Raw genomic sequence first — 25,466 nt, 5'->3', positions numbered from 1 at the left:
GTAGCTCGTAGCTCGTAGCTCGTAGCTCGAAGCTCGTCGCTTAATTTTCTAGAAGGAGCGTGTGTATGCAACAGGCTCAGGAATTCGATTACATCATCATCGGTGCCGGTTCGGCGGGTAACGTGCTCGCCACACGCCTGACCGAGGATCCGGCGGTCAGCGTGCTGCTGCTGGAAGCCGGCGGGCCGGATTACCGCGCCGACTTCCGCACCCAGATGCCGGCGGCGCTGGCGTACCCGCTGCAGGGCAAGCGCTACAACTGGGCGTTCGAAACCGACCCGGAACCGCACATGGACAACCGTCGCATGGAGTGCGGTCGCGGTAAGGGTCTGGGTGGCTCGTCATTGATCAACGGCATGTGCTATATCCGCGGCAATGCCATGGATCTGGACAACTGGGCCAGGCAGCCCAGTCTGGAGGACTGGACCTACCGCGACTGCCTGCCCTATTACCGCAAGGCGGAAACCCGCGATATCGGCCCCAACGACTATCACGGCGGCGACGGTCCGCTGAGTGTTGCCACGCCCAAGGAAGACAATAACCCGCTTTATCAGGCGTTCATCGAGGCCGGCGTGCAGGCGGGCTATCCGCGTACCGACGACCTCAACGGCTATCAGCAGGAAGGCTTCGGCCCCATGGATCGGTCGACGACGCCCAACGGCCGGCGCTCTTCGACCGCTCGCGGCTACCTGGATATCGCCAAGCGGCGCGAGAACCTGACTATCGTCACCCACGCCACGACCGATCGCATCCTGTTCGAGGATCAGCGCGCCATCGGCGTGAACTATCTTCACAAGAGCCAGCCGCGCCAAGCGCTGGCGCGTCGCGAAGTGCTGCTGTGCGGCGGCGCGATCGCCTCGCCGCAGATTCTTCAGCGATCGGGCGTGGGCAATCCGGCGCTGCTGGAGAAGCTGGGCATTCCCGTCGTGCATCCGCTCAAGGGCGTTGGCGAGAACCTGCAGGACCACCTGGAGATGTACATCCAGTACGAGTGCAAGGAGCCGGTATCGCTCTATCCGGCGCTCAAGTGGTACAACCAGCCGAAGATCGGCGCGGAGTGGATGTTGCTGGGCAAGGGCGTCGGCGCCAGCAACCAGTTCGAGGCCGGCGGCTTCATCCGCACCGGCGACAGCGAGGAGTGGCCCAATCTCCAGTACCATTTCCTGCCGATCGCGATCAGCTACAACGGCAAGAGCGCGGTCCAGGCGCACGGCTTCCAGGCCCACGTCGGCTCGATGCGCTCCGAAAGCCGCGGGCGCGTCCAGCTGCGGGACAGGAACCCGCGCAGTGCGCCCAGCATCCTGTTCAACTACATGTCTACCCAGCGCGACTGGGAAGAGTTCCGCGCCGCGATTCGCCTGACCCGCGAGATCATCGACCAGCCGGCGATGGATGCCTATCGCGGCCGGGAAATCTCGCCGGGGCCGGACGTGCAGTCCGACGAACAGCTCGACGCTTTCGTGCGCGAGCACGCCGAGACCGCCTACCACCCCTGTGGCACCTGCCGCATGGGCACCGGCGACGATGCGGTGGTCGATCATGAAGGCCGTGTCCACGGCATCGAAAGCCTGCGCGTCATCGATGCCTCGATCATGCCGCAGATCGTGACCGGCAACCTCAACGCCACCACCATCATGATCGCCGAGAAACTCGCCGACCGTGTGCGGGGCCGCGAACCGCTGCCGCGCTCCGACGCACCCTACTACGTGGCCAACGGCGCGCCGGCACGCCAGACCCCGGCCAAAAGCGCCTGACGACATCACGGGGCGCCGACGCGCCCCTGACCGACAACCATCCCCGCGACACGCGCCCGCCCGACCGCCATTGCCGCACTGAGACGCCCTTTCCCCACGCTCTCTGCCTGCCCCGCACTGCCCTGGCCGGGCACCGTCCTCGGCGCCATCCATGGCGGTTGCGCTTCGAAAACGACTGATGCAACGTTCGCTCTCTTATCCGCGATCCGCGGAACGATTCTTCTCCACAGAGATGATTTTTGTCCGCATAGACGATTTTTGTCCGCGAAGATGATTTGCGCGCTAATTGCGCATTGTTCGAACAGTGTTCCGTTACACTGGGTTCGTCTTTACGCTAGCCCCGCCCCTGTCGTGAGTTCGTCATAAAGCCAGTACAAGGACCGTTGCCCGTTATGCCCTCTTCCTCTTCGTCGCCCCAGAATCGTCGACCGCTACGCTGGCTGTGGTTGCTGTTGCTGGTGATCATCGTGGCCGCCGTTGCCTATTACGTGTTCGGCCGAGGCGAAGACTCGCAAGCACCCGATGGCAACGCCGGGCAAGCCGGTGGGCGCGGCGCGATGACGACTGCCATTTCCGCCGTGGCCGCCAGCCGGGGCGATCTGCCGATCGAGCTGACCGCGCTGGGAACGGTACGCCCGCTTCAGAGCGTCGCCGTGCGGCCCCGCGTCGAAGGCGAACTGCTGTCGGTGGATTTCGAGGAAGGCGAGACGGTCCAGAAAGGGCAGCAGCTTGCGCAGGTCGACCCACGCGACTATCAGGCGCAGCTGGATCAGGCCAAGGGCCAGCTCGCCCAGGACCAGGCCCAGCTAGCCTCCGCCCGCGAGGATCTGGCCCGCTACGAGAAGCTCATCGGCTCCAACTATGTGTCTCAGCAGGAGCTGGAACAGCAGCGCCAGCTGGTACGTCAGTACGAGGGCACCGTCGCCAGCGACCAAGCCAGCGTCCAGAGCGCTCAGGTCCAGCTCGACTACACCGATATCGTCGCGCCGATTACCGGCGTGGTGGGGATTCGTAACGTCGACCCCGGCAACATCATCCAGCTCGGCGACGATGATCCGATCGTCACCATCACCCAGCTCGATCCGATCTCGGTGATCTTCTCGCTGCCCAGCCGCTATGTCGACACGGTCCGAGGGCGCCTCGAGGGAGGCGAGCATCCGGCGGTTAGCGTGACCGGCACCGACGGCGAAACCTACTCGGGCCAGCTGAGCAGCATCGACAGCAACATCAACAGCGCCACGGGCACGATTCGACTGCGCGCCACCTTCGACAACCCGGCCGGCGGCCTCTATCCCAATGCCTACGTCGATGTCAGCCTGGTCTCGCAGATCCTTCGCGACCAGGTGATCGTGCCGGAACCGGCGGTACAGACCGGCCAGGACGGCAACTACGTCTATGTGGTCGAGGACGATGATACCGTCACCCGCCGCGAGGTGACGTTGGCCGCCACGCAGGACTCGCAGAGCGCCCTCTCCTCCGGCGTCGAGCCGGGCGAGCGCGTGGTCGTCGATGGCGTCGACAGCCTGCGGGAAGGCGCCAGGGTACGGGTAGTCAGCGATGCCCTGCCGGGAGAGTCGAGCGACGAGGTTACGGACCCGGCCAGCGGTGACGTGGCGAACCAGGCCGGCGGTGACGGCAGCGCGTCATGAATCCGTCTCGTCTTTTCATCTTGCGTCCGGTCGCCACGTCACTGGTGATGCTGGCGATCCTGATCGCGGGAGCCCTCTCCTATCGGCTGCTGACGATCTCGTCGCTGCCGGAGGTGGAATTCCCAACGATCCAGGTCACCACGCTCTATCCCGGCGCCGGCCCGGACGTGATGCTTTCTCACGTCACCTCGCCACTGGAGGACGAGCTCGGCGAAATCTCGGGGCTGGAGGACATGAGTTCGACCAGTACCGGCGGCGCCTCGCTGATCACGCTGCGGTTCTCGCTCGATTCCGATCTGGGCGTCGCCGAGCAGGAGGTCCAGGCAGCGCTCAGCCAGGCCGAAACGCTGCTGCCGGACGACCTGCCCCGCCCGCCCAGCTACAGCAAGGTCAACCCGGCGGACACGCCGATCATGACGCTGGCCGTCAGTTCGGACACCCTGCCACTGACCCAGGTCTACGATCTGGTCGACACGCGCATGGCGCAGAAGATCGCCCAGATCAGCGGCGTGGGCCAGGTCAAGCTGGCCGGCGGCCACCAGCCGGCCGTGCGGATTACCGTCGATTCGCGCCAGCTCGCGGCCTACGGGCTCGACCTTGCGGCGGTACGCAGTGCCGTCGATGCCGCCAACGTCAATCAGGCCAAGGGCACGCTGTACGGCCCCTACCGCGCCTACAGCATCGATGCCAACGACCAGTTGCTGTCGGCGAGCGGTTATCGCGACCTGATTCTCAAGGCCGACGACGGCTCGGTGCTGCGATTATCGGACGTGGCCAGTGTCGAGGATGGCGCCGAGAACGCCTATCTCTCGGCCTGGGCCAACCGCGAAGGCGCGATTCTCATCGACGTGCTGCGTCAGCCCGGCGCCAACGTGGTCGGCGTCGCCGATGCCATCAAGCAGAGCCTGCCGGCGCTGGAGAACACCCTGCCGGCCAGTGTCGACGTCAAGGTACTCACCGACCGCACCACCACCATCCGTGCCGCGGTGGAAGACGTGCAGTTCGAGCTGATCCTCGCCATCGGGCTGGTGGTGATGGTGACGTTCCTGTTCCTGCGCAATCTGCCGGCCACCCTGATCCCCAGCTTGGCCGTACCGTTGTCGCTGGTCGGCACCTTCGGCGCAATGTACCTGGCGGGGTTCAGCCTCAACAACCTGACCCTGATGGCACTGACCATCGCCACCGGCTTCGTCATCGATGACGCCATCGTGGTGCTGGAGAACATCACCCGCTACATCGAGAAGGGCGAGAAGCCGCTGGCGGCGGCGCTCAAAGGCTCCCGACAGATCGCCTTCACCATTCTCTCGCTGACGATCTCGCTGCTGGCAGTGCTGATACCGCTGGTGTTCATGAGTGGCGTGGTCGGCGTGCTGTTCCGCGAATTCGCACTGACCCTGGCGATCTCGATCCTGATCTCCGCCTTCGTCTCGCTGACGCTGACGCCGATGCTGTGCGCGCGCTGGCTGAAACATCGTCCCGAAGCCGCCGGGAACGGCGAAGAGGCGTCAGACGACGAGGCCATGGTCCGCAATCGCCAGGGCCTGTTCGGTCGCCTGACACGGGGCTACGAGCATGCTCTGGACTGGATTCTAGGTCACCAGACGCTGACGCTGCTGGTCGCGGTCGCCACACTGGGCGTCACCGCCCTGCTGTTCCTCGCCACGCCCAAGGGGCTGTTCCCGGTGCAGGATACCGGCGTCATTCGCGGCATCACCACCGCCACGCAATCGACGTCGTTCGAGGCGATGTCGGCGCGCCAGCAACAGCTGGTCGACCGCCTGCTCCAGGATCCCGCGGTCGAAAGCCTCTCCTCCAGCGTAGGTATCGACGGCACCAACACTACGCTCAACGGCGGGCGCCTCTCGATCAATCTCAAGCCGCTGGACGAGCGCGACGACATGGATAGCGTGCTGGCACGGCTACGCAGCGAAAGCCAGGACGTCCCCGGCCTGTCGCTCGCCCTGCAGCCGGTGCAGGATCTGACGCTGGAAGACACCATCAGCCGCTACCCGTATCAGTTCGCGCTGACCCAGGGCGACCGCGAGGTGCTGAACGACGATGCCGCCAGACTGCTCGCGGCGCTGGAACAATCGCCGGCCATCGCCAACGTCAGCAGCGATGTCCAGAACGCCGGGCGCAAGCTCGAGGTCATCATCGACCGCGCTCGTGCCGGCCAGCTCGGCATCAGCGTCGCCGATATCGACGATGCGCTCTACGACGCCTTCGGCCAGCGCCTGATCTCGACCATCTTCACCCAGGCCAGCCAGTATCGCGTCGTGCTCGCCGCCAACACGACCGACAGCGAAGGTCCGCAAGCGCTATCACGCCTCTACGTCACCAACGACGACGATGAGCTGATACCGCTATCGACACTGGTGACCCTGGCCGAGCGCACCACGCCGCTCTCGTTGCAGCGTCAGAACCAGTTCCCCTCGGTATTGATGTCGTTCGCCGTCGCCGACGGCTACTCGCTGTCGGACGCCTTCGAGGCGGTCGACCAGGCGGCGGCCCAGACGCTGAGCGGCCAGACCTCGCTGGACTACCGCGGTTCAGCGCTGGCCTATACCCAGTCCACCAGCGATACCCTGTGGCTGATCCTGGCCGCCATCGTCACCATGTACATCGTGCTGGGGATTCTCTACGAGAGCTATATCCACCCGCTGACGATCCTGTCGACGCTGCCCTCCGCCGCCATCGGCGCCCTGCTGGCGCTCCAGATCAGCGGCTACTCGCTGGGGCTGGTAGCAATCATCGGCATCATCCTGCTGATCGGCATCGTCAAGAAGAACGCCATCATGATGATCGACTTCGCGCTGGAGGCGCAGCGCGAGCGCGGCATGTCGGCGGAGAAGGCGATTCACACCGCCGCGCTGCTGCGTTTCCGGCCGATCATGATGACCACCTGCGCGGCACTGCTCGGCGCGCTACCGCTCATGTTCGCCAGCGGCTACGGTGCCGAGCTTCGTCAGCCGCTGGGCATCACCATGGTCGGCGGGCTGTTGTTCAGCCAGTTGCTGACACTGTTCACCACACCGGTGATTTACCTGTTCTTCGACCGTCTCGCTTCGCGCTGGCGGCACGCTGAAAACGAGAGCGGCATCGAGGTCACATCGTGAGTCTGTCGTCACCTTTCGTTCGTCGGCCGGTGGCAACGATTCTGCTGGCATTGGCCATCGTACTGCTGGGCTCGCTCGCCTACGAGCGCCTTCCGGTGGCCCCGCTGCCCAACGTGTCGTTCCCGACCATCCTGGTATCGGCGAGCCTGAGCGGCGCCAATCCGGAAACCATGGCCTCGACGGTAGCGACACCGCTGGAACGCTCGCTGGGCCGCATCCCCGGTATCACCCAGATGACCTCGTCGAGTTCGGATAGCTCCACCAGCGTGATCATCCAGTTCGATCTCGATAAGGACATCAACGTCGCGGCGCAGGAAGTCCAGGCCGCGATCAACGACGCCCAGCCGCTGCTGCCCAGCGCCATGACCAGCCGCCCCCAGTATCGCAAACTCAACCCGGCGTCGGCGCCGGTGATGATCCTCTCGCTGACCTCCGACTCGCTGCCCACCAGCGAGCTCTATCGTCTCGCCGACAGCAAGATCGCGCCGCCCATCGCTCAGGTGCCGGGGGTCGGCGACGTCAACGTCGGCGGCAGCTCGTCACCGGCAGTACGCGTCTCACTCGATCCGCGCAAGCTCAACCATGCCGGCATCACGCTCGACGCGGTGGCCGGCGCGCTGAGGGCAGCGACGACCCAATCTCCCACCGGCTTCGTGCAGACCGTCGAACATCGCTGGGAAGTGCAGACCGACTCCCAGTTGCTGAAAGCGAGCGACTACAGCCAGATCGTGATCGCCCGCGACGACGGCTCGCAGATGCGCCTGGGCGACGTGGCCACCATCACCGATGGCGTGGAAGACCGCTACAACGTCGGCTTCCAGAACGATCTGCCCGCCGTGCTGCTGGTGATCAGCAGCGCCAGCGGGGCCAACATCATCGACACCATCGCCGGCGTCAGGGAGCGAATGGACGAAATCCGCAGCCTGCTGCCGCAGAACATCAATCTCAGCGTGCAGCTCGACCGCGCGCCTGGCATCCAGGCCTCGCTGCATGAAACCCAGCTGACGCTTCTGCTGGCGGTGGTCCTGGTGGTGCTAGTGGTGTTCGTGTTCCTGCGCAACGCTCGCGCCACCATCATTCCCAGCGTCGCGATTCCGGTGTCGCTGGTCGGCACCTTCGCCATGATGTGGGCCTTCGGCTTCTCCCTCGATACGCTGTCGCTGATGGCACTGATCGTGTCGATCGGCTTTCTGGTCGACGATGCCATCGTCGTGGTCGAGAACATTGCGCGGCATATCGAGCAGGGGGTGAAGCCTTTCCAGGCCGCGCTGCTGGGCGCCAGGGAGGTGGGCTTCACGGTGACAGCGATGAGCGTCTCGCTGGTGGCGGTGTTCATTCCGCTGCTGCTGCTCGGCGGCTTCATCGGCCGGATGTTCCACGAGTTCGCGGTGACCTTGTCGCTGGCCATCGGCGTCTCGCTGCTGGTGTCGCTGACGCTGACACCGATGCTCTGCGCGCGCTGGCTCAAGCCGCATCCCGAACGTCAGCGCCAGCCCCGTTGGGAGAGAGCCCTGACCGCGACCGGCAATGCGTTCGTGCGCGGCTACGCCAGGTCGCTGGATGTCGCTCTCAAGCATCGCCGGCTGACGCTGCTCTCGCTGGTCGCCGTGATCGTCCTCAACGGCTACCTGTATGCCGTCGTCGACAAGGGTTTTATCCCCGACCAGGATACCGGCCGCCTGCTCGGCACCATGCGCGGCGACCAGGCGCTGTCGTTCGAGGCCGTCTCGGACAAGCTCGGCCAGGTTCGCGAGCGGCTGCAGGCCGACCCGGCGGTGGAGAGCGTGCTGGGCTTCATGGGCAGCGGCGGCCCGGGACGTGGCGGCTCCTCGGCAACGCTTTTCATCACTCTGAAAGCCGAGCGTCAGGGCTCGACGCAGGCCATCGGCAATCGCCTGACAGCAAGTCTTCAGGGCCTGACCGGGGTCAGCACGTTCATGTTTCCGCTGCAGGACATTCGCATCGGCGGCCGTTCCAGCAGCGCGTCACAGTACGAGATCACGCTCAAGAGCGACGATCTCGATCTGCTCGGCGACTGGGCCGGCAAGGTCCGGCAGGCGATGCAGCAGGTCGACGGCATTACCGGCATCGACAGCGACAGCCGTGGCGAAGGCCTGGCTGCCAAGCTGGTCGTCGACCGGGAGACCGCCTCGCGTCTCGGCGTCGACATGCGCACCATCGATACCGCGCTGGGCAACGCCTTCGCCCAGAGCAAGGTTGTGAGCCTCTTTGATGCCGACGAGCAGCGCTACGTGGTGATGGAGGTGGCTGCGCCCTATCGCCAGGCGCCGGACGCGATCGGCGATCTCTACGTCAGCGGGACCGACGGCGAGATGATCCCGATCTCGGCGTTCAGCCACGTGGAGCGCAGCACGACGCCAGTCAGCGTCAATCATCAGGGACAGTTCGCCGCCTCGACGATCTCGTTCAATCTGGAAGATGGCATTTCGCTGGGCGACGCCACGACACGTATTCGCCAGGCCGTCGACGCGCTTCACCTTCCTACCGACGTCCAGGTCGATTTCGAGGGCAGCGCCGGCACCTTCCAGAGCGGTATCGAGGCGATGCCGTGGCTGATCCTGGCCGCGCTGGTCACGGTCTATCTGGTGCTGGGAATTCTCTACGAGAGCTATATTCATCCGCTGACGATTCTGTCGACGCTGCCTTCCGCCGGGGTGGGTGCGCTACTAGCGCTGATGGCGCTGGACACGCCCTTCACTCTGATCGCGTTGATCGGCATCATCCTGCTGATCGGCGTGGTCAAGAAGAACGCGATCATGCTGGTCGACTTCGCGGTCGTCTGCGAGCGCGACCAGGGCATGACGCCGCAGGACGCGATTCGCCATGCCGCGCTGGTGCGTTTCCGGCCGATCATGATGACCACGCTGGCGGCACTGCTCGGCGCGCTGCCGCTGCTGCTCGGCACCGACGAGAACGCCGGCCTGCGGGCGCCACTGGGCATCACCATCATCGGCGGGCTGATCGTCAGCCAGATCCTCACGCTCTATACCACGCCGGTGGTCTATCTCTATCTCGACCGGCTCCACCGTCGGCTGCGACCGCGGCACATAGAGTCGACACAGACCCGCGAAGCGTGATCGCTCGTCGCTCGTCGCTCGTCGCTCGTCGCTCGTCGCTCGTCGCTCGTCGCTCGTCGCTCGTCGCTCGTCGCTCGTCACCAATAGTCCCAAAGGATGATCCCGGCGGCTCTAGTCAGCCGTCACGGGATCGGCTAGTCTGAAAACCAAATTCAAACGCTCGTCTGAATTTCGTTTTCCCTCTCGGAGCTCGTCATGATCACACTGCTGCTCATCGTCCTCGCCGTCATCGGCTGTCTGGTCGTCATGCGTCGCGAAGCCGGCGCGCTCGCGGCAATCGCCGTGCTTGCCGTGCTGGGACTCGTCGGGCTGGCGCTGGGTGCCGGCGTCATCGGCACGCTGCTGCTGATCGCGGCGATCGGCGTCGCCGCCTGTGGCCTCAAGCCGATCCGCCGCCTGTGGCTGTCGCCGCGCCTGTTCTCGCTGTTCAAGAAGATCGCGCCGCGCGTTTCCGAAACCGAACGCGTCGCGCTGGATGCCGGCACCGTCGCCTGGGATGGCGAGCTGTTCAGCGGCCGCCCCGACTGGCAGAAGCTGCTCGACTTCAACAATGCCGGCCTGAGCGAAGAGGAGCAGGCGTTCATCGACAACCAGTGCTCCGTGGCCGCCGGGATGTGCAACGCGTGGGAAATCGCCCGCGAGCGTGCCGACATGCCGGAAGCGCTGTGGGATTATCTGAAGAAGGAACGCTTCTTCGGCATGATCATTCCCAAGGCCTACGGCGGTCTCGAGTTCTCGGCCAAGGCGCAATCCGCCGTGCTGCAGAAGCTCGCCTTCAACGAAACCCTGATGAGCACGGTCGGCGTGCCCAACTCGCTCGGCCCCGGTGAGCTGCTGCTGAAATACGGCACCGAAGCACAGAAGAATCACTACCTGCCGCGCCTCGCCGATGGCCGTGACGTCCCTTGCTTCGCGCTGACCGGGCCACGCGCCGGCAGCGATGCCACCTCGATCCCGGACGTCGGCATCGTCTGCCGCGGCATGCACGATGGCGAAGAGGTGCTGGGCCTGAAGCTGACCTTCGAGAAACGCTGGATCACGCTGGCCCCGATCGCCACGGTGGTCGGTCTCGCGTTTCGCATGTTCGACCCGGACAACCTGCTGGAGCGCGGCGAGAGCGATATCGGCATCTCCTGCGCGCTGATTCCCCGCGAGACGGAAGGCCTGCAGATCGGTCGTCGCCACCATCCCATCGGCAGCCCGTTCATGAACGGCCCGATTCGCGGCAAGGACGTGTTCATCCCGCTGGACTATCTGATCGGCGGGCTCGACATGGCCGGCCAGGGCTGGCGCATGCTGGTCGAGTGTCTCTCGGTGGGCCGCTGCATCACTCTGCCCTCCGGCGCCGCGGGTATCGGCCGTTACGCGGTGGGCTGGAGCGGCGGTTTCACGCGGATTCGTCGCCAGTTCAACATCGCCGTGGCGGACATGGAAGGCGTGCAGGAGCCGCTGGCGCGCATCGCCGCCAAGGCCTACATCTCCCAGGCGGCGGTCATGCAGACCGCCAACACCATCGACCACGGCGTCAAGCCGGCGGTGCCGTCGGCGATTCTCAAGAGCCAGCTGACCGAGTTCCAGCGCGACGTGCTGGCCGATGCCATGGACGTTCACGGTGGCCGCACGGTGACGCTCGGCCCGCGCAACTATCTCGGCGTCGGCTACAGCGCCAACCCGGTCTCGATCACCGTCGAAGGTGCCAACATCATGACCCGCAACCTGATGATCTTCGGTCAGGGCGCGATCCGCTGTCATCCCTACGTGCTCAAGGAACTGGCGGCCAAGGATGCCGACGACTTCGAGGCCTTCGATCGGCTGTTCTTCCGCCATATCGGGCTGATCTTCGGCAACGGCGCGCGCGCCTTCACTCAGGCGCTCGGTCTGGGCCGGTCCAAGGTGCCCTTCGACGCGATTGCCGCGCCCTACGCGCAGGACGCCGCCCGGCTCTCTTCCGCCTTCAGCCTGTGCGCGGATGCGGCGATGGCCAGCCTCGGCTCCAAGCTCAAGCAGCGCGAGATGATTTCCGCGCGTCTCGGCGACGTGCTGTCGAACCTCTATCTGATGTCGATGGTGCTCAAGCAGTGGCACGAAACCGATCGCGTCGACAACGAAGCCGCGCTATTCCACTACAGCTGCCGGCTGCTGCTGAATCGTGCCGAGCAGGCGCTGATCGACCTGTTCGACAACCTGCCCAACCGGGCGCTGGCCAATACGTTGTCGTTCGTCACGCAACCGCTGGGGCGTCGCTGGCACAAGCCGCAGGATACGCTGACCCGCGAGATTGCCAGAGCGATCTCTACCGACAGCGCGCTGCGCCACAAGCTGACGCGCAATACCTGGGATACCTGGGAGGAAGGACAGAAGGACAACCCGCTGGCACGCTACAACGCGCTGCTGGCCAACGCCGAGCGCGCCGAGGCGATCTATCGCACGCTCAACAAGGCGCGAGTCAAGAAAGCCCTGCCCGAGGTCGCGCTGCACCCCGAACAGTGGATCGACGCGGCCCACGAAACCGGGCTGCTGAACGACGAAGACGCCGCGTTCATGCGCGCGCATGAAGCCGAAGTGCTGGACATGCTGACGGTGGACGACTTCGCCTTCGACGCCTTCGCGATGCGGCAGAGCAGCGAAAGCGCCAGCCGCCAGACCGACGAAACCGTTGCCTGACCCCCGCCAGACCACAGAGACCCCGCTCATCGAGCGGGGCTTCTGCTTGTCGAGGGGAGTCTCTGCTTGATGAAAAAACCTTTGCCAAAGCAACCTATTCTGGCGAGGTAAACTGACAACTGTCGCGCTCTTACCTATCTATCGCTCATGATGACGAGGGGGCTTAACGCTCGCCCCCTCGCCGCTCCCCCTCTTTTAGCACCACAAGACCGTGAAACCCTGGCCGATCAATCGCTCGCGCTTTGGGTCGGCATGCAAGGACATCCCTGTCCCGGCATGCCTCTTGCGACATCCATGTCGCAAGACCCAGCTTAGCGATTGTCGTCCAGCACGGTCTTGGCAGGTGCTTGAGGTGGCTTTGGCGACGTTCGGAAACGTTGTCAGCGATTTACCCCTCATTAAGCAGAAGTCCCGCTAAGCAGAAGCCCCCCGCTTTACGACCCAATACGGATGCAGATGCAGATGCAGATGCAGATGCAGATTACGATCTACTGCCCCAACACCTGCAGCTGCACTTCGGCGGCACCCTCGTGAACCATGCCGAGCTGCTCCGCCGCTTTCCGGGAAAGATCGATAATGCGACCGTCGACGAACGGGCCACGATCGTTGATACGCACCACAGCCGTCTCGCCGGAATCCAGCGCAGTCACCTTTACCTTGGTCCCGAACGGCAAGGTCTTGTGCGCCGCCGTCATCGCCTGGCTGTCGTAGGGTTCGCCACTGGCGGTCGGTCGCCCTTCGAAGTAGGAGGCATAGTAGGTCGCCTCGCCCCGGCGCGGCCTGCCCATCGGCGACGCGCTGGCCCGCGTGTCGGCGGCCTTGCGCTTGACGCTGGCGTCTCTCCTGGCGGACTCCTTCTTGCCGGGCTTGCTGCCGGATTTGCCGGTCGCGGCCACCGGCGGCGGTGACGAAGTCGCTTCGCAGCCCTGCGGGTGATAGGGCGACGCACAGCCCGCCAGCAGGATCGACGCGATGGCAGTGGCGAACAGCGTCTTTCGAACACGGCGTTCTCGAGAGGGTGCCGGCCTTGCCGGCGAGAGCCTGTCGTCGGTGATATCGAATGTCATCGTGATTGACCTGGCATGGATCATCTGGCCTCGACGCCCCGCGGAGAAACTGGCGGAATGCGGGCGCCATCGTCGTACTACGACAACGACAATCGCTGATCGACTCACGAAAGCGGCCAAATAAAGTGAACGCGATGGCAGAGTCGCCCACGTCGCGACCGTCGCTCGATCAGGGAACCAAAAGGCCGGCGTCGCCCGTTTGGGCGACCCCGGCCTCTGCATTGGCAGCGATGGCTCAGGGGATCAGAATCGTGGATCCCGTCGTCTGGCGTGACGCCAGCGCCTCCTGCGCCTTGCCGGCCTCTTCCAGCTTGAAGCGCTGGGCGACATCGATCTTGACCTTGCCGCTCTCGAGCATGTCGAACAGATCGAGACACATCTCCTCGAAGCGCTCCCGCGTATCGGCGTAACCGTTGAGGCTGGGGCGCGTCAGATAGAGCGAGCCCTTCTGGTTGAGAATGCCCACGTTGACACCTTCGACCGCGCCGGAAGCGTTGCCGAAGCTGACCATCAAGCCGCGCGGCGCCAGGCAGTCCAGCGAGGTCATCCAGGTATCCTTGCCGACGGAGTCATAGACCACCGGCACCATCGCGCCGCCGGTCAGCTCGCGTACGCGCTCGACCACGTCTTCCTCGCGGTAGTTGATCGTTGCCCAGGCGCCATTCTTCTTGGCCAGTTCGGCCTTTTCGGCGGAACCGACGGTACCGATCACCTTGACGCCCAGGGCGTTGGCCCACTGGCAGGCGATCGACCCCACCCCGCCAGCGGCGGCGTGGAAGAGGATGGTTTCGCCCCCTTCCAGCGGAAACGTCTGGCGCAGCAGATACTGGGTGGTCAGGCCCTTGAGCATGGCAGCCGCGGCGGTCTCGAAGGAGATACTCTCCGGCAACTGGACGACCTTGTCCGCCGGCAGCACGTGATATTCCGAATAGGAGCCGAGCGGCCCCTGGGCGTAGGCGACGCGATCCCCTTCTTCGAGGTGGGTCACGCCTTCGCCGACCGCGTCCACCACCCCGGCCCCTTCGGTGCCCAGGCCGGATGGCATGGAGGGAGCCGGATAGAGACCGGTGCGGAAGTAGATATCGATGAAGTTGAGTCCGATGGCGTGGTTCTTGACCCTGACCTCTCCCGCCTTGGGGGCAACGGGTTCGAATTCGACGGTTTCGAGAACCTCCGGGCCGCCGGTGCGGGCGAACTGAATACGCTTGGCCATGACGTTTCCTTGTTGGGTGATGACTCTCGGCCTGACATCCAAGCGCCATTCCCGAGGCGGGTCAAGTCAGGGACGGCACGCGCCGTGTGCCGTCAGACATTGGTCGAAGCCGGCTTTACAAACTATTCGGGTAACGTTCCAGGGCAGCGACGAAGCGCGTCTTGTACTCCTCGAAGGTCTTCGGCTGCTGCTTGAAGGTCCGCACGATGCCGTCACCGTTGAAGCGCACCATGTCGGGCAGCGCCCCTTTCACCGGCGCCGGATGCAGCGGCCCGAGACCGATACGCAGGCCGCCTTCACCATCGACCCAGCGCTCGATACCGCAACGCCGGAAGAATGCTTCTCCCGCCTCGTCGCCGGCCGTCACACGCAGCGGCGCCTTTTCCGCCAGGGTCTTGACCAGTTGCCGGCTATGCCGGGTGTTGCCTTTCCCCTCCGGCGTCGACAGCATGCCTACTTCCATGGTCCCGCCGTCGACATCGGAAGAAATCAGCGCCAGGCAGAGAATGGTGCCGTCATCTTCGGTCAGCGCGAAGAGCCGGGCAGCGTCCTGCTCGAACAACACGCCCAGCGTACCGGCGAACGTCACCAGCGGGGCCAGGCCCGCGTTCTGCCCGTAGACACTGGCGCACAGCTTGGCGAGGCACGCCTCGCGGGTTTCGGGGTTCTTGACGTGAACGACCTTCATCGGACTCTCTTCAACGGACTCTTCCGCACTCATGACGAATAACATCGGCGCGACGCTATCGCGTGGACCGCCAGCAAATGGCGCGCCGGGCAAAAACGCGCAGCCTAGCACAATCCACCCTCGACCACGCTCCCCGTGTACGCCGACAGACCTAGTATCCCCCGAATCATCCAACGCGCCGTCATCGACCTGCAACCTCGTTCGGCTAGACTTCGAGCCGGCCGACGCGATCCGCACCCGACCCGACGAGGATTCGCCTTGACGCCGTGCGCGCGGTGACCGAAGGTCGACCTTTTGGCGGCGACTGCCACCGATCTATACTCGCCCCTCGCTCACGACAGCCATGAACGCCTGCCCCGGTGTTCGACGGAGACTCTGACCGCATGACCCAGCCGCGCCCCGCCGATAGCGCCGACAACGACACGCCCCGCTACATCGCCCATCGCGGCCTTTCCGCGCGAGCCCCCGAAAACACCCTGGTAGCGGTTCAGGCCGCCCACGATGCCGGTTGCCAATGGGTCGAGCTCGACGTTCAGCTGCTCGGCGACGGAACGCCGGTCATCTGGCACGACGCGGGTCTGAAGCGCTGCTCCGACGGTCGCGGCAAGCTGTTCAAGCTCGATGCCGAAAGCGCCGCCAAACTGGACGCCGGCAGCTGGTTCGGCGCCCAGTATCGCGGCGAGCCGATCGCCACGCTGGAGGCGATGCTCGAGCTGATCAAGCGACTCGGCATGGGGCTCAACCTGGAACTGAAGGTGTGCCGCGGCCGCAACGCCATCGAGCTCGTCCAGGCCGCCCTGCCGCCGACGCTGGAAGCGCTGCCGGCCGACAAGCTGATCGTCTCCTCGTTCGACCGCCATGCCCTGACCGCCGCGCGGGCGCTGGAATCCGACCCCGAGCGCCTGCGCCTCGGCGTGCTGGACGACAAGGCGCCCAAGCGCTGGTGGCTGGAAACCGAACGCCTCTCCGCCTACAGCCTCCACCTCGACTGGCGCAAGCTGAAGATCAAGCGGGCGCAGGAGATCGCCGACGAGGAGATCAAGCTGTTCTGCTACACCGCCAACGATCCGGTCACCTTTGAAAAGCTCTGGGACTGGGGCGTCGATGGCGTGATCAGCGACGATCCGACGCGCTTCGTCACCCACGCCAGGGAGGCGGCAGCGCGCCGGACGGACGACGACGCCTGAGATTGGCTACATCGATCACCGCTCGCCGACGCATTCCCGCCGACAATAAGCGCCTGATACACGCGCCAATTAGCGCCTTTGACGGTGGGCCCTCGGGCTTAAGATGGGCACCATGCCCGTTTACCAGGTTGCGAGCCGTTCATGAATCCTTCCACGCTCATCGGCATCATCGCCAGTGCTCTGTTGCTGGCGACCGTCGTGCTGTTCACTGCCCAGGCCCCGAGTAGCTTCTTCAACCTGCCGGGGCTGGCAATCGTGCTCACCGGCACGCTGGCAGCCAGTTTCATCAGTTACCCCCTTCAGGAGATGCAGCGGCTGTGCCGGCAGGTCGCCGTGGTATTCCGGCGCGAACCCCAGGCCAGCGAACTGGAAAGCGATCTGGATCAGTTGATCGACATGTCCCGCCACTGGAGCCGCGGCAACATCCGCGCCATCGAAGGCGCGCTGGAGAGCACCACCAACCCCTTCCTGCGCACCGGCATGCAGATGGTGATTGCCAATACCCGCGAGGAAGAGATCCGCGAGATGCTTCGCTGGCGCATGGTTCGGGTCAAGGCCAAGGAGCGAGCCGAAGCGCAGATCCTGCGAACCATGGCCGTCTACGCGCCGGCCTTCGGCATGCTCGGCACCCTGGTCGGCCTGATCAACATGCTCGAGGTGATCCAGGCCGGCGACCTGGCGGTGATCGGGCCGCGCCTGGCAGTGGCGCTGATGTCCACCTTCTACGGCATCCTGCTCGCCAACCTGGTGTTCAAGCCGATCGCGGTCAAGCTCGAACGCCGCACCGAGGCCCGGCTGATGGCCATGACACTGATCCTGGAAGGCGTCATCATGGTCAGCAAGCGCCGCCTGCCGTCGTTCATCGAAGAGGCCCTGAACACCTACCGCGCCGAGCACCGCGACGAAATGCGCGATGCTCGCCGACCGCAGAGCGCCGACGCGCCGGCCGAGTCCGCATGAGCCAGGCCGCGATCTCCCCCGGCGGCCCCTTCGCCGATCTGCTGTTCGACGATGACCCCCTGGTCGACAGCGGGCGGAACAGCGAGAGCGATTCGTGGCTGATGAGCTACCTCGACATGCTCATGCTGTTGATCACGTTCTTCGTACTGATGCTGGCGCTCTACGGCGGCCAGCTCATCGACCGGGACGTGACCGAGGCGCCGCCCGTCACGGCGCTGCCGCTGCACATCCCGGCGTTGAAACCGCCGCCGAGACTGCCGCTGGCCGACATCGGCGAGTTCTACCAGCCGCCGCGTCAGCTCAAGCCGGCGCCGCTGGCGAGCGATATCGGCTTCTACTCGCCCGAACCGAAGCCGGCGCCCACCGAGATCTTCGCCATGACGCCGATGGCGTTCAGCGTGCCGCTGTTCGACTTGCCCGATCCCGAACCGACGCCCGTACTGCCGCAGATCGACGGCGTCGAGGTCACCGCGATTCCCCACGGCTTCAACCTGCGCATTCAGGATCACCTGCTGTTCGACAGCAGTGCGGTCGGGCTTAGCGATAGCGGAAGGCAACTGGTCGAAAAGCTGATCCCGATGCTGCAGGAGTTCAAGGGCACCATCTCCGTCGAGGGTCATACCGACAGCGTACCGATCTCGACTTCCCGCTTCCCCTCCAACTGGGAACTGTCGGCGGCGCGCGCCTCGGCGGTGGTTCGCGTGTTGCGCCAGGCCGGCCTAGACGGCGACCGGCTGCGCGCGATCGGCTATGCCTCGACGCACCCGCTGGCCAGCAACCACACCCCGGCCGGCCGCGCCAGCAACCGCCGCGTGGAGCTGGTACTGCAGGAGCCCAGCTCGCCGACACCGTGACAGCCCCGGTTTCCCGATTCGGATTCACTTGCCGCAAGGAAGCTGCGACAATCCGGCGCGTCGAGAGACGTGTGCTCGGGAAGCGGGTGAGAACCCCGCACTGCCCCCGCAACGGTAATTGCGTTAGAAAACATAGCGTTTTCTTCGACACCACCGGATGCGCCGCCAGGCCATCCAGCCACTGTGATCGCATGGACTGCCCTTCGAGGGAACTTCAAGGGAACGTCCATCGACATGGGAAGGCGTGCGTGTCGGATGACCAGGGTTTACCGCCTGGGTCATCGCGTGAGAGTCCGGAGACCGGCGCGTTTCTCTTCACTGGTTGATGCGGAGGGCTCATCCAGTGGCGGCTCCCCTGCCCGGACTCCATGACGTCCGAGGCGGGCATCGTCACGTCCGTCCTCCCATTGCGTATTCGTTCAGTACTCGTTTCGAGTACTCCGTGTCATCGCGTCCGGCCACAGTGCCGATGAACCGCGGGGCACAACGCAGTTGGGGATCACATCACATGCGTTATAAGAAGAATGCCGTCGCCTCAGGCGTCGCGCTCGCCATGGCCATGACCACGCTGTCGGCCCAGGCCCAGCAGTACGTCGAAGACCCGCAGCAGCTCGGCGACGTCCAGGTCACCGCCAATCGCCTGCCGCAATCACAGGCCGACGTACTGGCCAGCACCACCATTATCGATCGCGACGAGATCGAACGCAGCCAGGCTGATAGCGTGATCGAGCTGCTGCAAGGCCGGGCCGGGATCGAGATGACCCAAAGCGGTTCACCGGGAACAGTCTCAAGTCTCTTTATGCGCGGCACGAACTCCAATCACACCCTGGTATTGATTGACGGTGTACGCATCAATTCCGCCGCTTCATCGAACGGTGCCTCCAGTCTGGAGTTCCTTTCCCCCGATATGATCGAGCGGATCGAAATTGTACGCGGCCCACGGGCCGCGGCCTACGGTTCCGATGCCATCGGCGGCGTCGTTCAAATCTTCACTCGCAACGGCGGCAAAGGTACCCAAGCCGAGTTGAATCTGCGCGCGGGAGAGGATGGTTTCGGCAAGCAGAGCGCCTACGTGGCGACGGGCAACGCGGATACACGCCTCAATGCGACGCTGTTCCATCGCGATGGCGATGGCTTCAATGCCACCGAGGACGACACCAGCGGCGAAGATGACGGCTTCGAATCCACCGGCGCCCAGGTCGGGCTGTCGCATCGCTTCAGCGATAGCGTTCAGGGCAGTTTCCGAGCCTTGCGCCAGGACTTTGACAGCGACTACGACTACGGGGGTGCCAGCAACTATACCAGCGAAGGCTATCAACAAAGCTTCAGCGGTAATCTGGACGTGGCGCTGGAACCTGACTGGAACATGCGCCTGACCGCCGGACATTTCGACGAACGCCGCGATGATCGCAACGACGGCCAACGAGAGACACTAGCCAAGACCAAGCGCGATGAACTGGGCATTCAGCACACCTTCACTCATGAACATGGTATAGAAAGCCTAGGCGTGGACTACCGCCACGAGGCAATTGATTACGATAGCATCTGGGACTCTATTAACCGCGACAGTCGAGAAAATTACGGGATCTATGGACTGATCCAGCGTGAATACGGTCGCCACCAACTTAGCGGTTCTCTACGTTACGACGATGACTCGCTATTCGGCGACAAGACCACCGGCAACATCGCCTATGCCTACCAGCTGACGACCTACCAGCAATTCGGCGCGAGCTATGGCACCGCTTACAAAGCACCGACGCTCTATCAACTCTATAGCGCCAGCCCTTATGGGGACTACGGCAATCGCGACCTCGATGCCGAAAAGTCCAAATCTACCGAACTCTTCTGGTCCTATCAGCGCGACGGCTGGCACGGAAGGATATCGATCTTCGAGAACCGTATCGACGATCTGCTCAACACCGAGACAGGGCCAGACGGAAAGTACCGTTACTACAATGTCGACGAAGCGAGAATCCGAGGCGTCGAGCTATCAGGCGGCTGGACGTATGGCAGCCTGAGTCTGAATGCCTCACTGACACATCAAGATCCCGAGAATCGTGAAACCGGCGACCAGTTGGCCAGACGCGCCGAACTCTACGGACGTATCGATGCAGACTACCGCTACCACGCAGTCAGTGTCGGCATGACGCTACGCGCCGCTCAAGAACGTCCCGACAGCGACTATAGCGACGCTATTAACGCCGGCTACGGCGTCGTCGATCTACGCACGGCCTGGCAGGTCACGCCGACCGTCGAGCTATCGGCCAAGCTGGAGAATGCCTTCGACAAGGATTACCAACTGGTCGATGGCTACAATACCCAGGACCGATACCTCGAAGGCGGCGTGAAACTCAGCTTCTAACCGCTTTTCCTCTTCAGCGGCGCCGGCACCACGGCGCCGCTTCGTCCTCTTCCCTCTTCCCTCTTCCCTCTTCCCTCTTCCCTCTTCCCTCTTTAAACAGTTTTTCCCCGACCGCGCGGAGTGATACTGTATATATAAACAGCATTTATAGGAGTCGCTGCCATGTCGTCTCCCTCTCGACCCGGCCCGCTGAAAGGCCGCGGCGCGACCTACAACCCCGACAACCGTTTCCAGCCGACACACAGCACCGTCGAGGACGACGGCTGGTGGCAGGAGGCGTTGCCGGAGCGCATCTCGACGCACGTGCAGTTCGAGGCGCCACGCTCGGCGCTTTCCTGGAATCAGTCGCCGGACCTGGGCTTCGACCGCTCTCTCAATCCCTATCGCGGCTGCGAGCATGGCTGCATCTACTGCTATGCCCGCCCCAGCCACGCCTATTGGGATCTGTCGCCCGGCATCGATTTCGAGACGCGCCTGATCGCCAAGACCGGCATGGCGGATCGATTGCGCGAGGAGCTGTGCAAACCGGGTTATGTCTGCCGGCCGATCAATCTCTCCGGCAACACTGACTGCTACCAGCCGATCGAGGCGCAGCACGGTACGACGCGTTCGCTGCTGGAGCTGCTGCTGGCGTGCCGCCATCCGGTCACGCTGGTGACCAAGAGCGCGCTGATTCTGCGCGATCGGGAACTGCTCGCCGAGATGGCGCGCGAGCGGCTGGTCCGGGTGTTCGTCAGCCTGACGTCGCTCGACAACGAGCTGAAACGCACCCTGGAGCCGCGCACCGCCTCTCCCGCGGCAAGGCTCAAGGTCATTCGGGAGCTGCATGAAGCCGGCGTGCCGGTGGGCGTGCTGGTGGCGCCGGTGATCCCCGCCATCAACGACAGCGAGATCGAAACGCTGCTGACGCGTGCAGCCGATGCCGGCGCCCGCACCGCCAGCTGGACGCTGTTGCGATTGCCGCGCGAGGTTTCGCCGCTGTTCGAAGCCTGGCTCGAGGAACACTACCCGGAGCGCGCGGGCAAGGTGATGAGCCTGATCCGCCAGTCCCGAGGCGGCCAGAACAACGACAGCCGCTTCGGTCATCGCATGACCGGCGACGGCTTGTTCGTGGACATGATCGGCCAGCGTTTCCGCCGGGCGGCCGCTCGCCTGGGGCTGGAACGGCGGGCCGACCTGGGTCTGGACTCCACGCGATTCCGTGCGCCTCATGCCCAGCAGGATCTGTTCGATTGACGCTTCCCGCCTGGCAGGCGCGGCCGGGCAGTACGTCCGCCATCGGCTATTCGATCCTTTCTTGATACAGGTCAAGCCGGAGGGTGGTCGAGCGGATAACTTGACTCGAGCAAGCCAAGTTCGTAATCCATCGCCCTCTGCGAGGTACGCGCCATGTTCAACTCACTGCTGGTCCCGATCGATGGATCGGAAGACTCCTACGCTGCGCTCAAGGTCGCCTGTCAACTGGCGGCCCCGGTTCAAGGCAAGATCCATGTATTGAACGTGCGCGATCCCTATCCGGATCTCTATCAGGGTGAAATGTTGACCGTCGCGGCCGCGATCAAGGCAGTTTCGGTGGAGCTCGCCGAAAAGGAGGGAGAAGCGATCATCGCGGAGGCGCTGAAAGAGATTACCTCCATGCCAGGCTACGAAAACGAGTTCGATACCCTGGTCAAGCAAGGCTCGCCAGCCGAGGTGATTATCGAGGAAGCCAAGCGACTCGAGGTGGATGCCATCATCATGGGTAGCCGAGGGCTTAGTGACATCAAAGGGTTGCTGGTCGGCAGCGTGTCGCACAAGGTCACTCATGTCGCCCATTGCATGGTCATCAGCATCCATCAGCGTCACGCCGGGTAGATTTTATCTCCTCCTTCTTCTCCTACTTCTTCTTCCTCCTTCTACTCTGCAACGTCGGGCGCCAATAATGCCAAACAGCCCGACGTTTGCCAGACCGGCACGGCCCCCGCGACATCCAGCGTTTGCCAGCAATGGTCGAAGTTCAGCATCGGTCAGCGCATGGCCTCCTGGCCATCGGATGGGGAAGGCGGAGGAGCGTCACGCCGCCCCGCCTTGAGTTTGCGCCGCAGTTGTCTTTCGGTCTCCACCGCCAGCAGCAGCAACACGCCCACGGCAAGAATCGCCACCCCGTCGAAGAGCGGAATGGTGCGGGTCTCGAACACCGCCTGTATCGGTGGCAGCCAGTTCATGGCGGCCTGCGACGCCACGACGATGCCGATGGCCACCCAGAGTGCCCGGGTACCGCGCAGGATCCGCAGGCTGAAGGCCGAGTCGTGAATGCTGCGGATGAAGAACAGGTGGCTGATTTCCATCGCGATCAGGGTATTCATCGCCATGGTGCGCGCCAGAGCGATGTCGTGGCCCCGCTCGATGGCCCAGGCGTAGATACCGAACGTGCCCAGCAGAAAGAGCGCCGTCACCAGCCCGATATGCCATAGCCAGGCCAGCCCCAGCAGCGGCGCATCGGGCGAGCGTGGCGGACGCTGCATCGCGCCCGTCTCGCCGGACTCGAAGGCCAGGGCAAGACCCAGCGTGACGGTCGTGATCAGGTTGACCCAGAGAATCTGCACCGGCGTGACCGGCAATACCATGCCAAACAGCAGCGCCGTCACGATGGTGACGGCCTCGCCCGCATCGGTCGGCAAGGTCCAGGCGATCACCCGTACGATCTTGTCGTAGACGTTGCGGCCTTCACGCACCGCCGCCACGATAGAGGCAAAGTTGTCGTCGGCCAGCACGATATCGGCCGCCTCCCGCGCCGCTTCGCTGCCCTTGCGCCCCATGGCGATGCCGACATCGGCACGCTTGAGCGCCGGGGCATCGTTGACGCCGTCGCCGGTCATCGCCACGGTCATGCCTCGCGCCTGCAGCGCCATGACCAGCCGCAGCTTGTGCTCGGGGTTGGTGCGGGCAAAGACATCCGTTTCCATTGCCGCCGCGCTGAGCTCGTCGTCGCTCATCGCCTCCAGTTCGGCACCGGTGATGACCCGCCGGGTGCGCTCCAGCCCGATCATCTGCCCAATGGCCGCCGCCGTGGCAGCGTGATCGCCGGTGATCATGCGCACACCGATCCCCGCACGCCGGCATTCGGCAATGGCGGCCACGGCTTCCGGGCGCGGCGGGTCCATCATGGCGACCAGCCCCAGCAGAATGATGCCGCCTTCCACATCGGCGCGGGAAAGCACGGTCTGCGAGACCGGCACCCTGCGCGTCGCCAGGGCAAGCACTCGCAGGCCACGGCTAGCCAACTGTTCGACCTGCGCATGCCACCAGGCGTGGTCCAGTATCGCCTCTCCGCCATCGGCGGTGCGAACTCGGCTGCACATCGCCAGCACCCGCTCCGGGGCGCCCTTGATGAACAGGCGGGCGTGACGCTCGTGATCGTGGTGCAGGGTCGCCATGTAGCGGTGCTCGGCATCGAACGGCAATACGTCGGTGCGTACCCAGCACCGCTGTGCGTCGGGGCGACTCATCCCCATTCGTGCGGCCAGGGTCAGCAGCGCGCCCTCCATCGGATCACCCTCGACCCGCCAGATACCGTCGCTGTGCTGCAGCGCGGCGTCGTTGCACAGTACCGCGACCCACGCCAATTCCTGCAGCCGCAGGCTGGCTCGGAGATCCATCGGCGTAACCCCCCGGATCTCGCCATCCGGCCCGTACCCCACGCCGTCGATGCTGAAGCGCTCGTCCACGGTCACAAGCTCGGTGGCCACCATTTCGTTGCGCGTCAGCGTGCCGGTCTTGTCCGTGCAGATGACGGAGACACTGCTCAGCGTCTCGATCGCCGGCAGATGACGTATCAGGGCATTGCGCCGCGCCATCGCCTGGGCTCCCAGTGCCAGCGTGATGGTCAGTACCGCCGGCAGCCCTTCCGGAATCGCCGCCACCGACAGCCCCACGACAGCGGTGAACAGCTCGCCGAAGGGGTAATCCCAGAGGAAGTGGCCCAGCGCCATCACGGCAGCCGCCAGCACCAGAATGATCAGCGTCAGCCAGCGGGCAAAGCTATTCATCTGCCTGACCAGCGGCGTGGTCCTGGGCGTGACATGGGCCAGCAGCCGGCTGATCCGGCCCATCTCGGTGGCGATACCCGTCGCCACCACGACGCCCATCCCCTGACCGCCGACCACCAGCGTGCCACCGAAGGCCATGCAGCCGCGTTCGGCCAGCTCCGCCCAGACGGGAACCGGGTCGGTATGTTTTTCCACCGCCGTCGATTCGCCGGTGAGCATCGATTCCTGAATGCTCAGCCCATGACTTTGCAGCAGCCGCAGATCGGCAGGGATCCGATCCCCGGCTTCCAGCAGCACGATGTCCCCGGGCACCAGGGTCTCGACTTTCACCCGGCATCGCCCGCCGTCGCGCAGCACCGTCGCGTACGGTGCCAGCAGCTCCTGGATGGCGGCCAGCGCCCGCTCGGCACGATGCTCCTGAATCAGGCCGATGACAGCATTGATGACGACGACGGCAAGGATGACCGCCGTATCCACGACATGGCCGAGCAGGGTCGTGATCAGCGCCGACCCCAGCAGCACGTAGATCAATACGTTGTGGAACTGGGAAAGGAACTGCCTGGTCAGGCTGCGCTTCGGGGGCGCCGGCAGCCGGTTTGCCCCGTCGCTGCGCAGACGGACAGCTGCCTGGTCGCTGCTCAATCCGGTCATGGCCGAATCCAGCTCGCTCAACACCCTGTCCGTGGCCAGGGTATGCCACTGTCTGGGCTCCATCACTGCCTCTCCCGAAGGGCCGACCCTCGGGTCGGATACCCGGGATTCAGGCATGATCGCGCGGGTGCGATCATTGCCGCTCAGCCTATCCCCGGCCATTCGATACTTTCTT

The 25,466-nt window shown here is 64.4% G+C and carries 15 protein-coding genes and 1 riboswitch; of the genes, 11 read left to right on the top strand and 4 right to left on the bottom strand.

The window, feature by feature from the left end:
- Positions 1-65 precede the first annotated feature (65 nt).
- The 5 genes from betA (at position 66) to CCD76_RS08130 (ending at position 12,281) form a co-directional block, all read left to right on the top strand.
- Positions 66-1,754 carry a choline dehydrogenase gene (gene betA / locus CCD76_RS08150; protein WP_087719027.1) on the top strand — a complete coding sequence of 563 codons (1,689 nt, stop codon included), beginning with the start codon at positions 66-68 and terminating at the stop codon, positions 1,752-1,754.
- A gap of 392 nt (positions 1,755-2,146) precedes the next feature.
- The gene (locus CCD76_RS08145; protein WP_087719026.1) at positions 2,147-3,403 is read left to right on the top strand and encodes an efflux RND transporter periplasmic adaptor subunit; all 1,257 of its coding nucleotides are present in this window, start codon (positions 2,147-2,149) and stop codon (positions 3,401-3,403) included.
- Entirely contained in the window at positions 3,400-6,519 is a 3,120-nt protein-coding gene (locus CCD76_RS08140; RefSeq protein WP_087719025.1) for a multidrug efflux RND transporter permease subunit, read from the top strand. Before CCD76_RS08145 ends, CCD76_RS08140 begins: the two co-directional genes overlap by 4 nt.
- Positions 6,516-9,617, top strand: coding sequence for an efflux RND transporter permease subunit (locus CCD76_RS08135; protein WP_087719024.1), 3,102 nt, complete (start codon positions 6,516-6,518; stop codon positions 9,615-9,617). Before CCD76_RS08140 ends, CCD76_RS08135 begins: the two co-directional genes overlap by 4 nt.
- A 195-nt stretch (positions 9,618-9,812) precedes the next feature.
- Complete coding sequence (locus CCD76_RS08130) at positions 9,813-12,281, top strand: acyl-CoA dehydrogenase (protein ID WP_087719023.1); 2,469 nt, start codon at positions 9,813-9,815, stop codon at positions 12,279-12,281.
- Positions 12,282-12,769: 488 nt separating this feature from the next.
- Here the strand turns inward: CCD76_RS08130 and CCD76_RS20370 are convergent, their stop codons facing one another.
- The 3 genes from CCD76_RS20370 to CCD76_RS08115 form a co-directional block, all read right to left on the bottom strand.
- Complete coding sequence (locus tag CCD76_RS20370) at positions 12,770-13,348, bottom strand: septal ring lytic transglycosylase RlpA family protein (protein WP_256961208.1); 579 nt, start codon at positions 13,346-13,348, stop codon at positions 12,770-12,772.
- Between the two features lie 235 nt (positions 13,349-13,583).
- Entirely contained in the window at positions 13,584-14,561 is a 978-nt protein-coding gene (locus tag CCD76_RS08120; RefSeq protein ID WP_087719022.1) for an NADPH:quinone reductase, read from the bottom strand.
- Between the two features lie 115 nt (positions 14,562-14,676).
- The gene (locus CCD76_RS08115; RefSeq protein ID WP_087719021.1) at positions 14,677-15,249 is read right to left on the bottom strand and encodes a hypothetical protein; all 573 of its coding nucleotides are present in this window, start codon (positions 15,247-15,249) and stop codon (positions 14,677-14,679) included.
- A 383-nt stretch (positions 15,250-15,632) separates the two neighbouring features.
- Here CCD76_RS08115 and CCD76_RS08110 point away from each other — a divergent pair, with 383 nt between their 5' ends.
- The 6 genes from CCD76_RS08110 (at position 15,633) to CCD76_RS08085 (ending at position 22,466) form a co-directional block, all read left to right on the top strand.
- Entirely contained in the window at positions 15,633-16,436 is an 804-nt protein-coding gene (locus CCD76_RS08110) for a glycerophosphodiester phosphodiesterase family protein (protein WP_087719020.1), read from the top strand.
- A gap of 141 nt (positions 16,437-16,577) precedes the next feature.
- Positions 16,578-17,396, top strand: coding sequence for a motility protein A (locus CCD76_RS08105; protein WP_087719019.1), 819 nt, complete (start codon positions 16,578-16,580; stop codon positions 17,394-17,396).
- On the top strand, positions 17,393-18,250 hold the full coding sequence (locus CCD76_RS20365; protein WP_087719018.1) for an OmpA/MotB family protein: 858 nt from the start codon (positions 17,393-17,395) through the stop codon (positions 18,248-18,250). The genes CCD76_RS08105 and CCD76_RS20365 overlap by 4 nt, the downstream gene beginning before the upstream one ends.
- A 52-nt stretch (positions 18,251-18,302) precedes the next feature.
- Positions 18,303-18,573, top strand: a riboswitch (cobalamin riboswitch).
- A 185-nt stretch (positions 18,574-18,758) separates the two neighbouring features.
- Entirely contained in the window at positions 18,759-20,612 is a 1,854-nt protein-coding gene (locus tag CCD76_RS08095; protein ID WP_179208878.1) for a TonB-dependent receptor domain-containing protein, read from the top strand.
- Between the two features lie 162 nt (positions 20,613-20,774).
- Entirely contained in the window at positions 20,775-21,848 is a 1,074-nt protein-coding gene (locus CCD76_RS08090) for a PA0069 family radical SAM protein (RefSeq protein ID WP_087719016.1), read from the top strand.
- Positions 21,849-22,001: 153 nt separating this feature from the next.
- Positions 22,002-22,466, top strand: coding sequence for a universal stress protein (locus CCD76_RS08085; RefSeq protein ID WP_087719015.1), 465 nt, complete (start codon positions 22,002-22,004; stop codon positions 22,464-22,466).
- Between the two features lie 152 nt (positions 22,467-22,618).
- Here the strand turns inward: CCD76_RS08085 and CCD76_RS08080 are convergent, their stop codons facing one another.
- Positions 22,619-25,453: a cation-translocating P-type ATPase gene (locus CCD76_RS08080; protein WP_256961207.1), complete on the bottom strand. Its 2,835-nt coding sequence runs from the start codon at positions 25,451-25,453 to the stop codon at positions 22,619-22,621.
- Positions 25,454-25,466: the final 13 nt, after the last annotated feature.

The organism is Salinicola salarius (assembly GCF_002179555.1).
Taxonomy (GTDB): Bacteria; Pseudomonadota; Gammaproteobacteria; order Pseudomonadales; family Halomonadaceae; genus Salinicola; species Salinicola salarius_A.
This window is presented reverse-complemented; position numbering and strand designations above follow the sequence as displayed.

Coding starts and splice junctions, on each gene's coding strand:
- CCD76_RS08145 (WP_087719026.1), top strand. CDS start 2,147: ATGCCCTCTTCCTCTTCGTCGCCCCAGAATCGTCGACCGCTACGCTGG.
- CCD76_RS08140 (WP_087719025.1), top strand. CDS start 3,400: ATGAATCCGTCTCGTCTTTTCATCTTGCGTCCGGTCGCCACGTCACTG.
- CCD76_RS08110 (WP_087719020.1), top strand. CDS start 15,633: ATGACCCAGCCGCGCCCCGCCGATAGCGCCGACAACGACACGCCCCGC.
- CCD76_RS20370 (WP_256961208.1), bottom strand. CDS start 13,348: ATGACATTCGATATCACCGACGACAGGCTCTCGCCGGCAAGGCCGGCA.
- CCD76_RS20365 (WP_087719018.1), top strand. CDS start 17,393: ATGAGCCAGGCCGCGATCTCCCCCGGCGGCCCCTTCGCCGATCTGCTG.
- CCD76_RS08085 (WP_087719015.1), top strand. CDS start 22,002: ATGTTCAACTCACTGCTGGTCCCGATCGATGGATCGGAAGACTCCTAC.
- CCD76_RS08120 (WP_087719022.1), bottom strand. CDS start 14,561: ATGGCCAAGCGTATTCAGTTCGCCCGCACCGGCGGCCCGGAGGTTCTC.
- CCD76_RS08130 (WP_087719023.1), top strand. CDS start 9,813: ATGATCACACTGCTGCTCATCGTCCTCGCCGTCATCGGCTGTCTGGTC.
- CCD76_RS08080 (WP_256961207.1), bottom strand. CDS start 25,453: ATGGCCGGGGATAGGCTGAGCGGCAATGATCGCACCCGCGCGATCATG.
- betA (WP_087719027.1), top strand. CDS start 66: ATGCAACAGGCTCAGGAATTCGATTACATCATCATCGGTGCCGGTTCG.
- CCD76_RS08090 (WP_087719016.1), top strand. CDS start 20,775: ATGTCGTCTCCCTCTCGACCCGGCCCGCTGAAAGGCCGCGGCGCGACC.
- CCD76_RS08105 (WP_087719019.1), top strand. CDS start 16,578: ATGAATCCTTCCACGCTCATCGGCATCATCGCCAGTGCTCTGTTGCTG.
- CCD76_RS08095 (WP_179208878.1), top strand. CDS start 18,759: ATGCGTTATAAGAAGAATGCCGTCGCCTCAGGCGTCGCGCTCGCCATG.
- CCD76_RS08115 (WP_087719021.1), bottom strand. CDS start 15,249: ATGAAGGTCGTTCACGTCAAGAACCCCGAAACCCGCGAGGCGTGCCTC.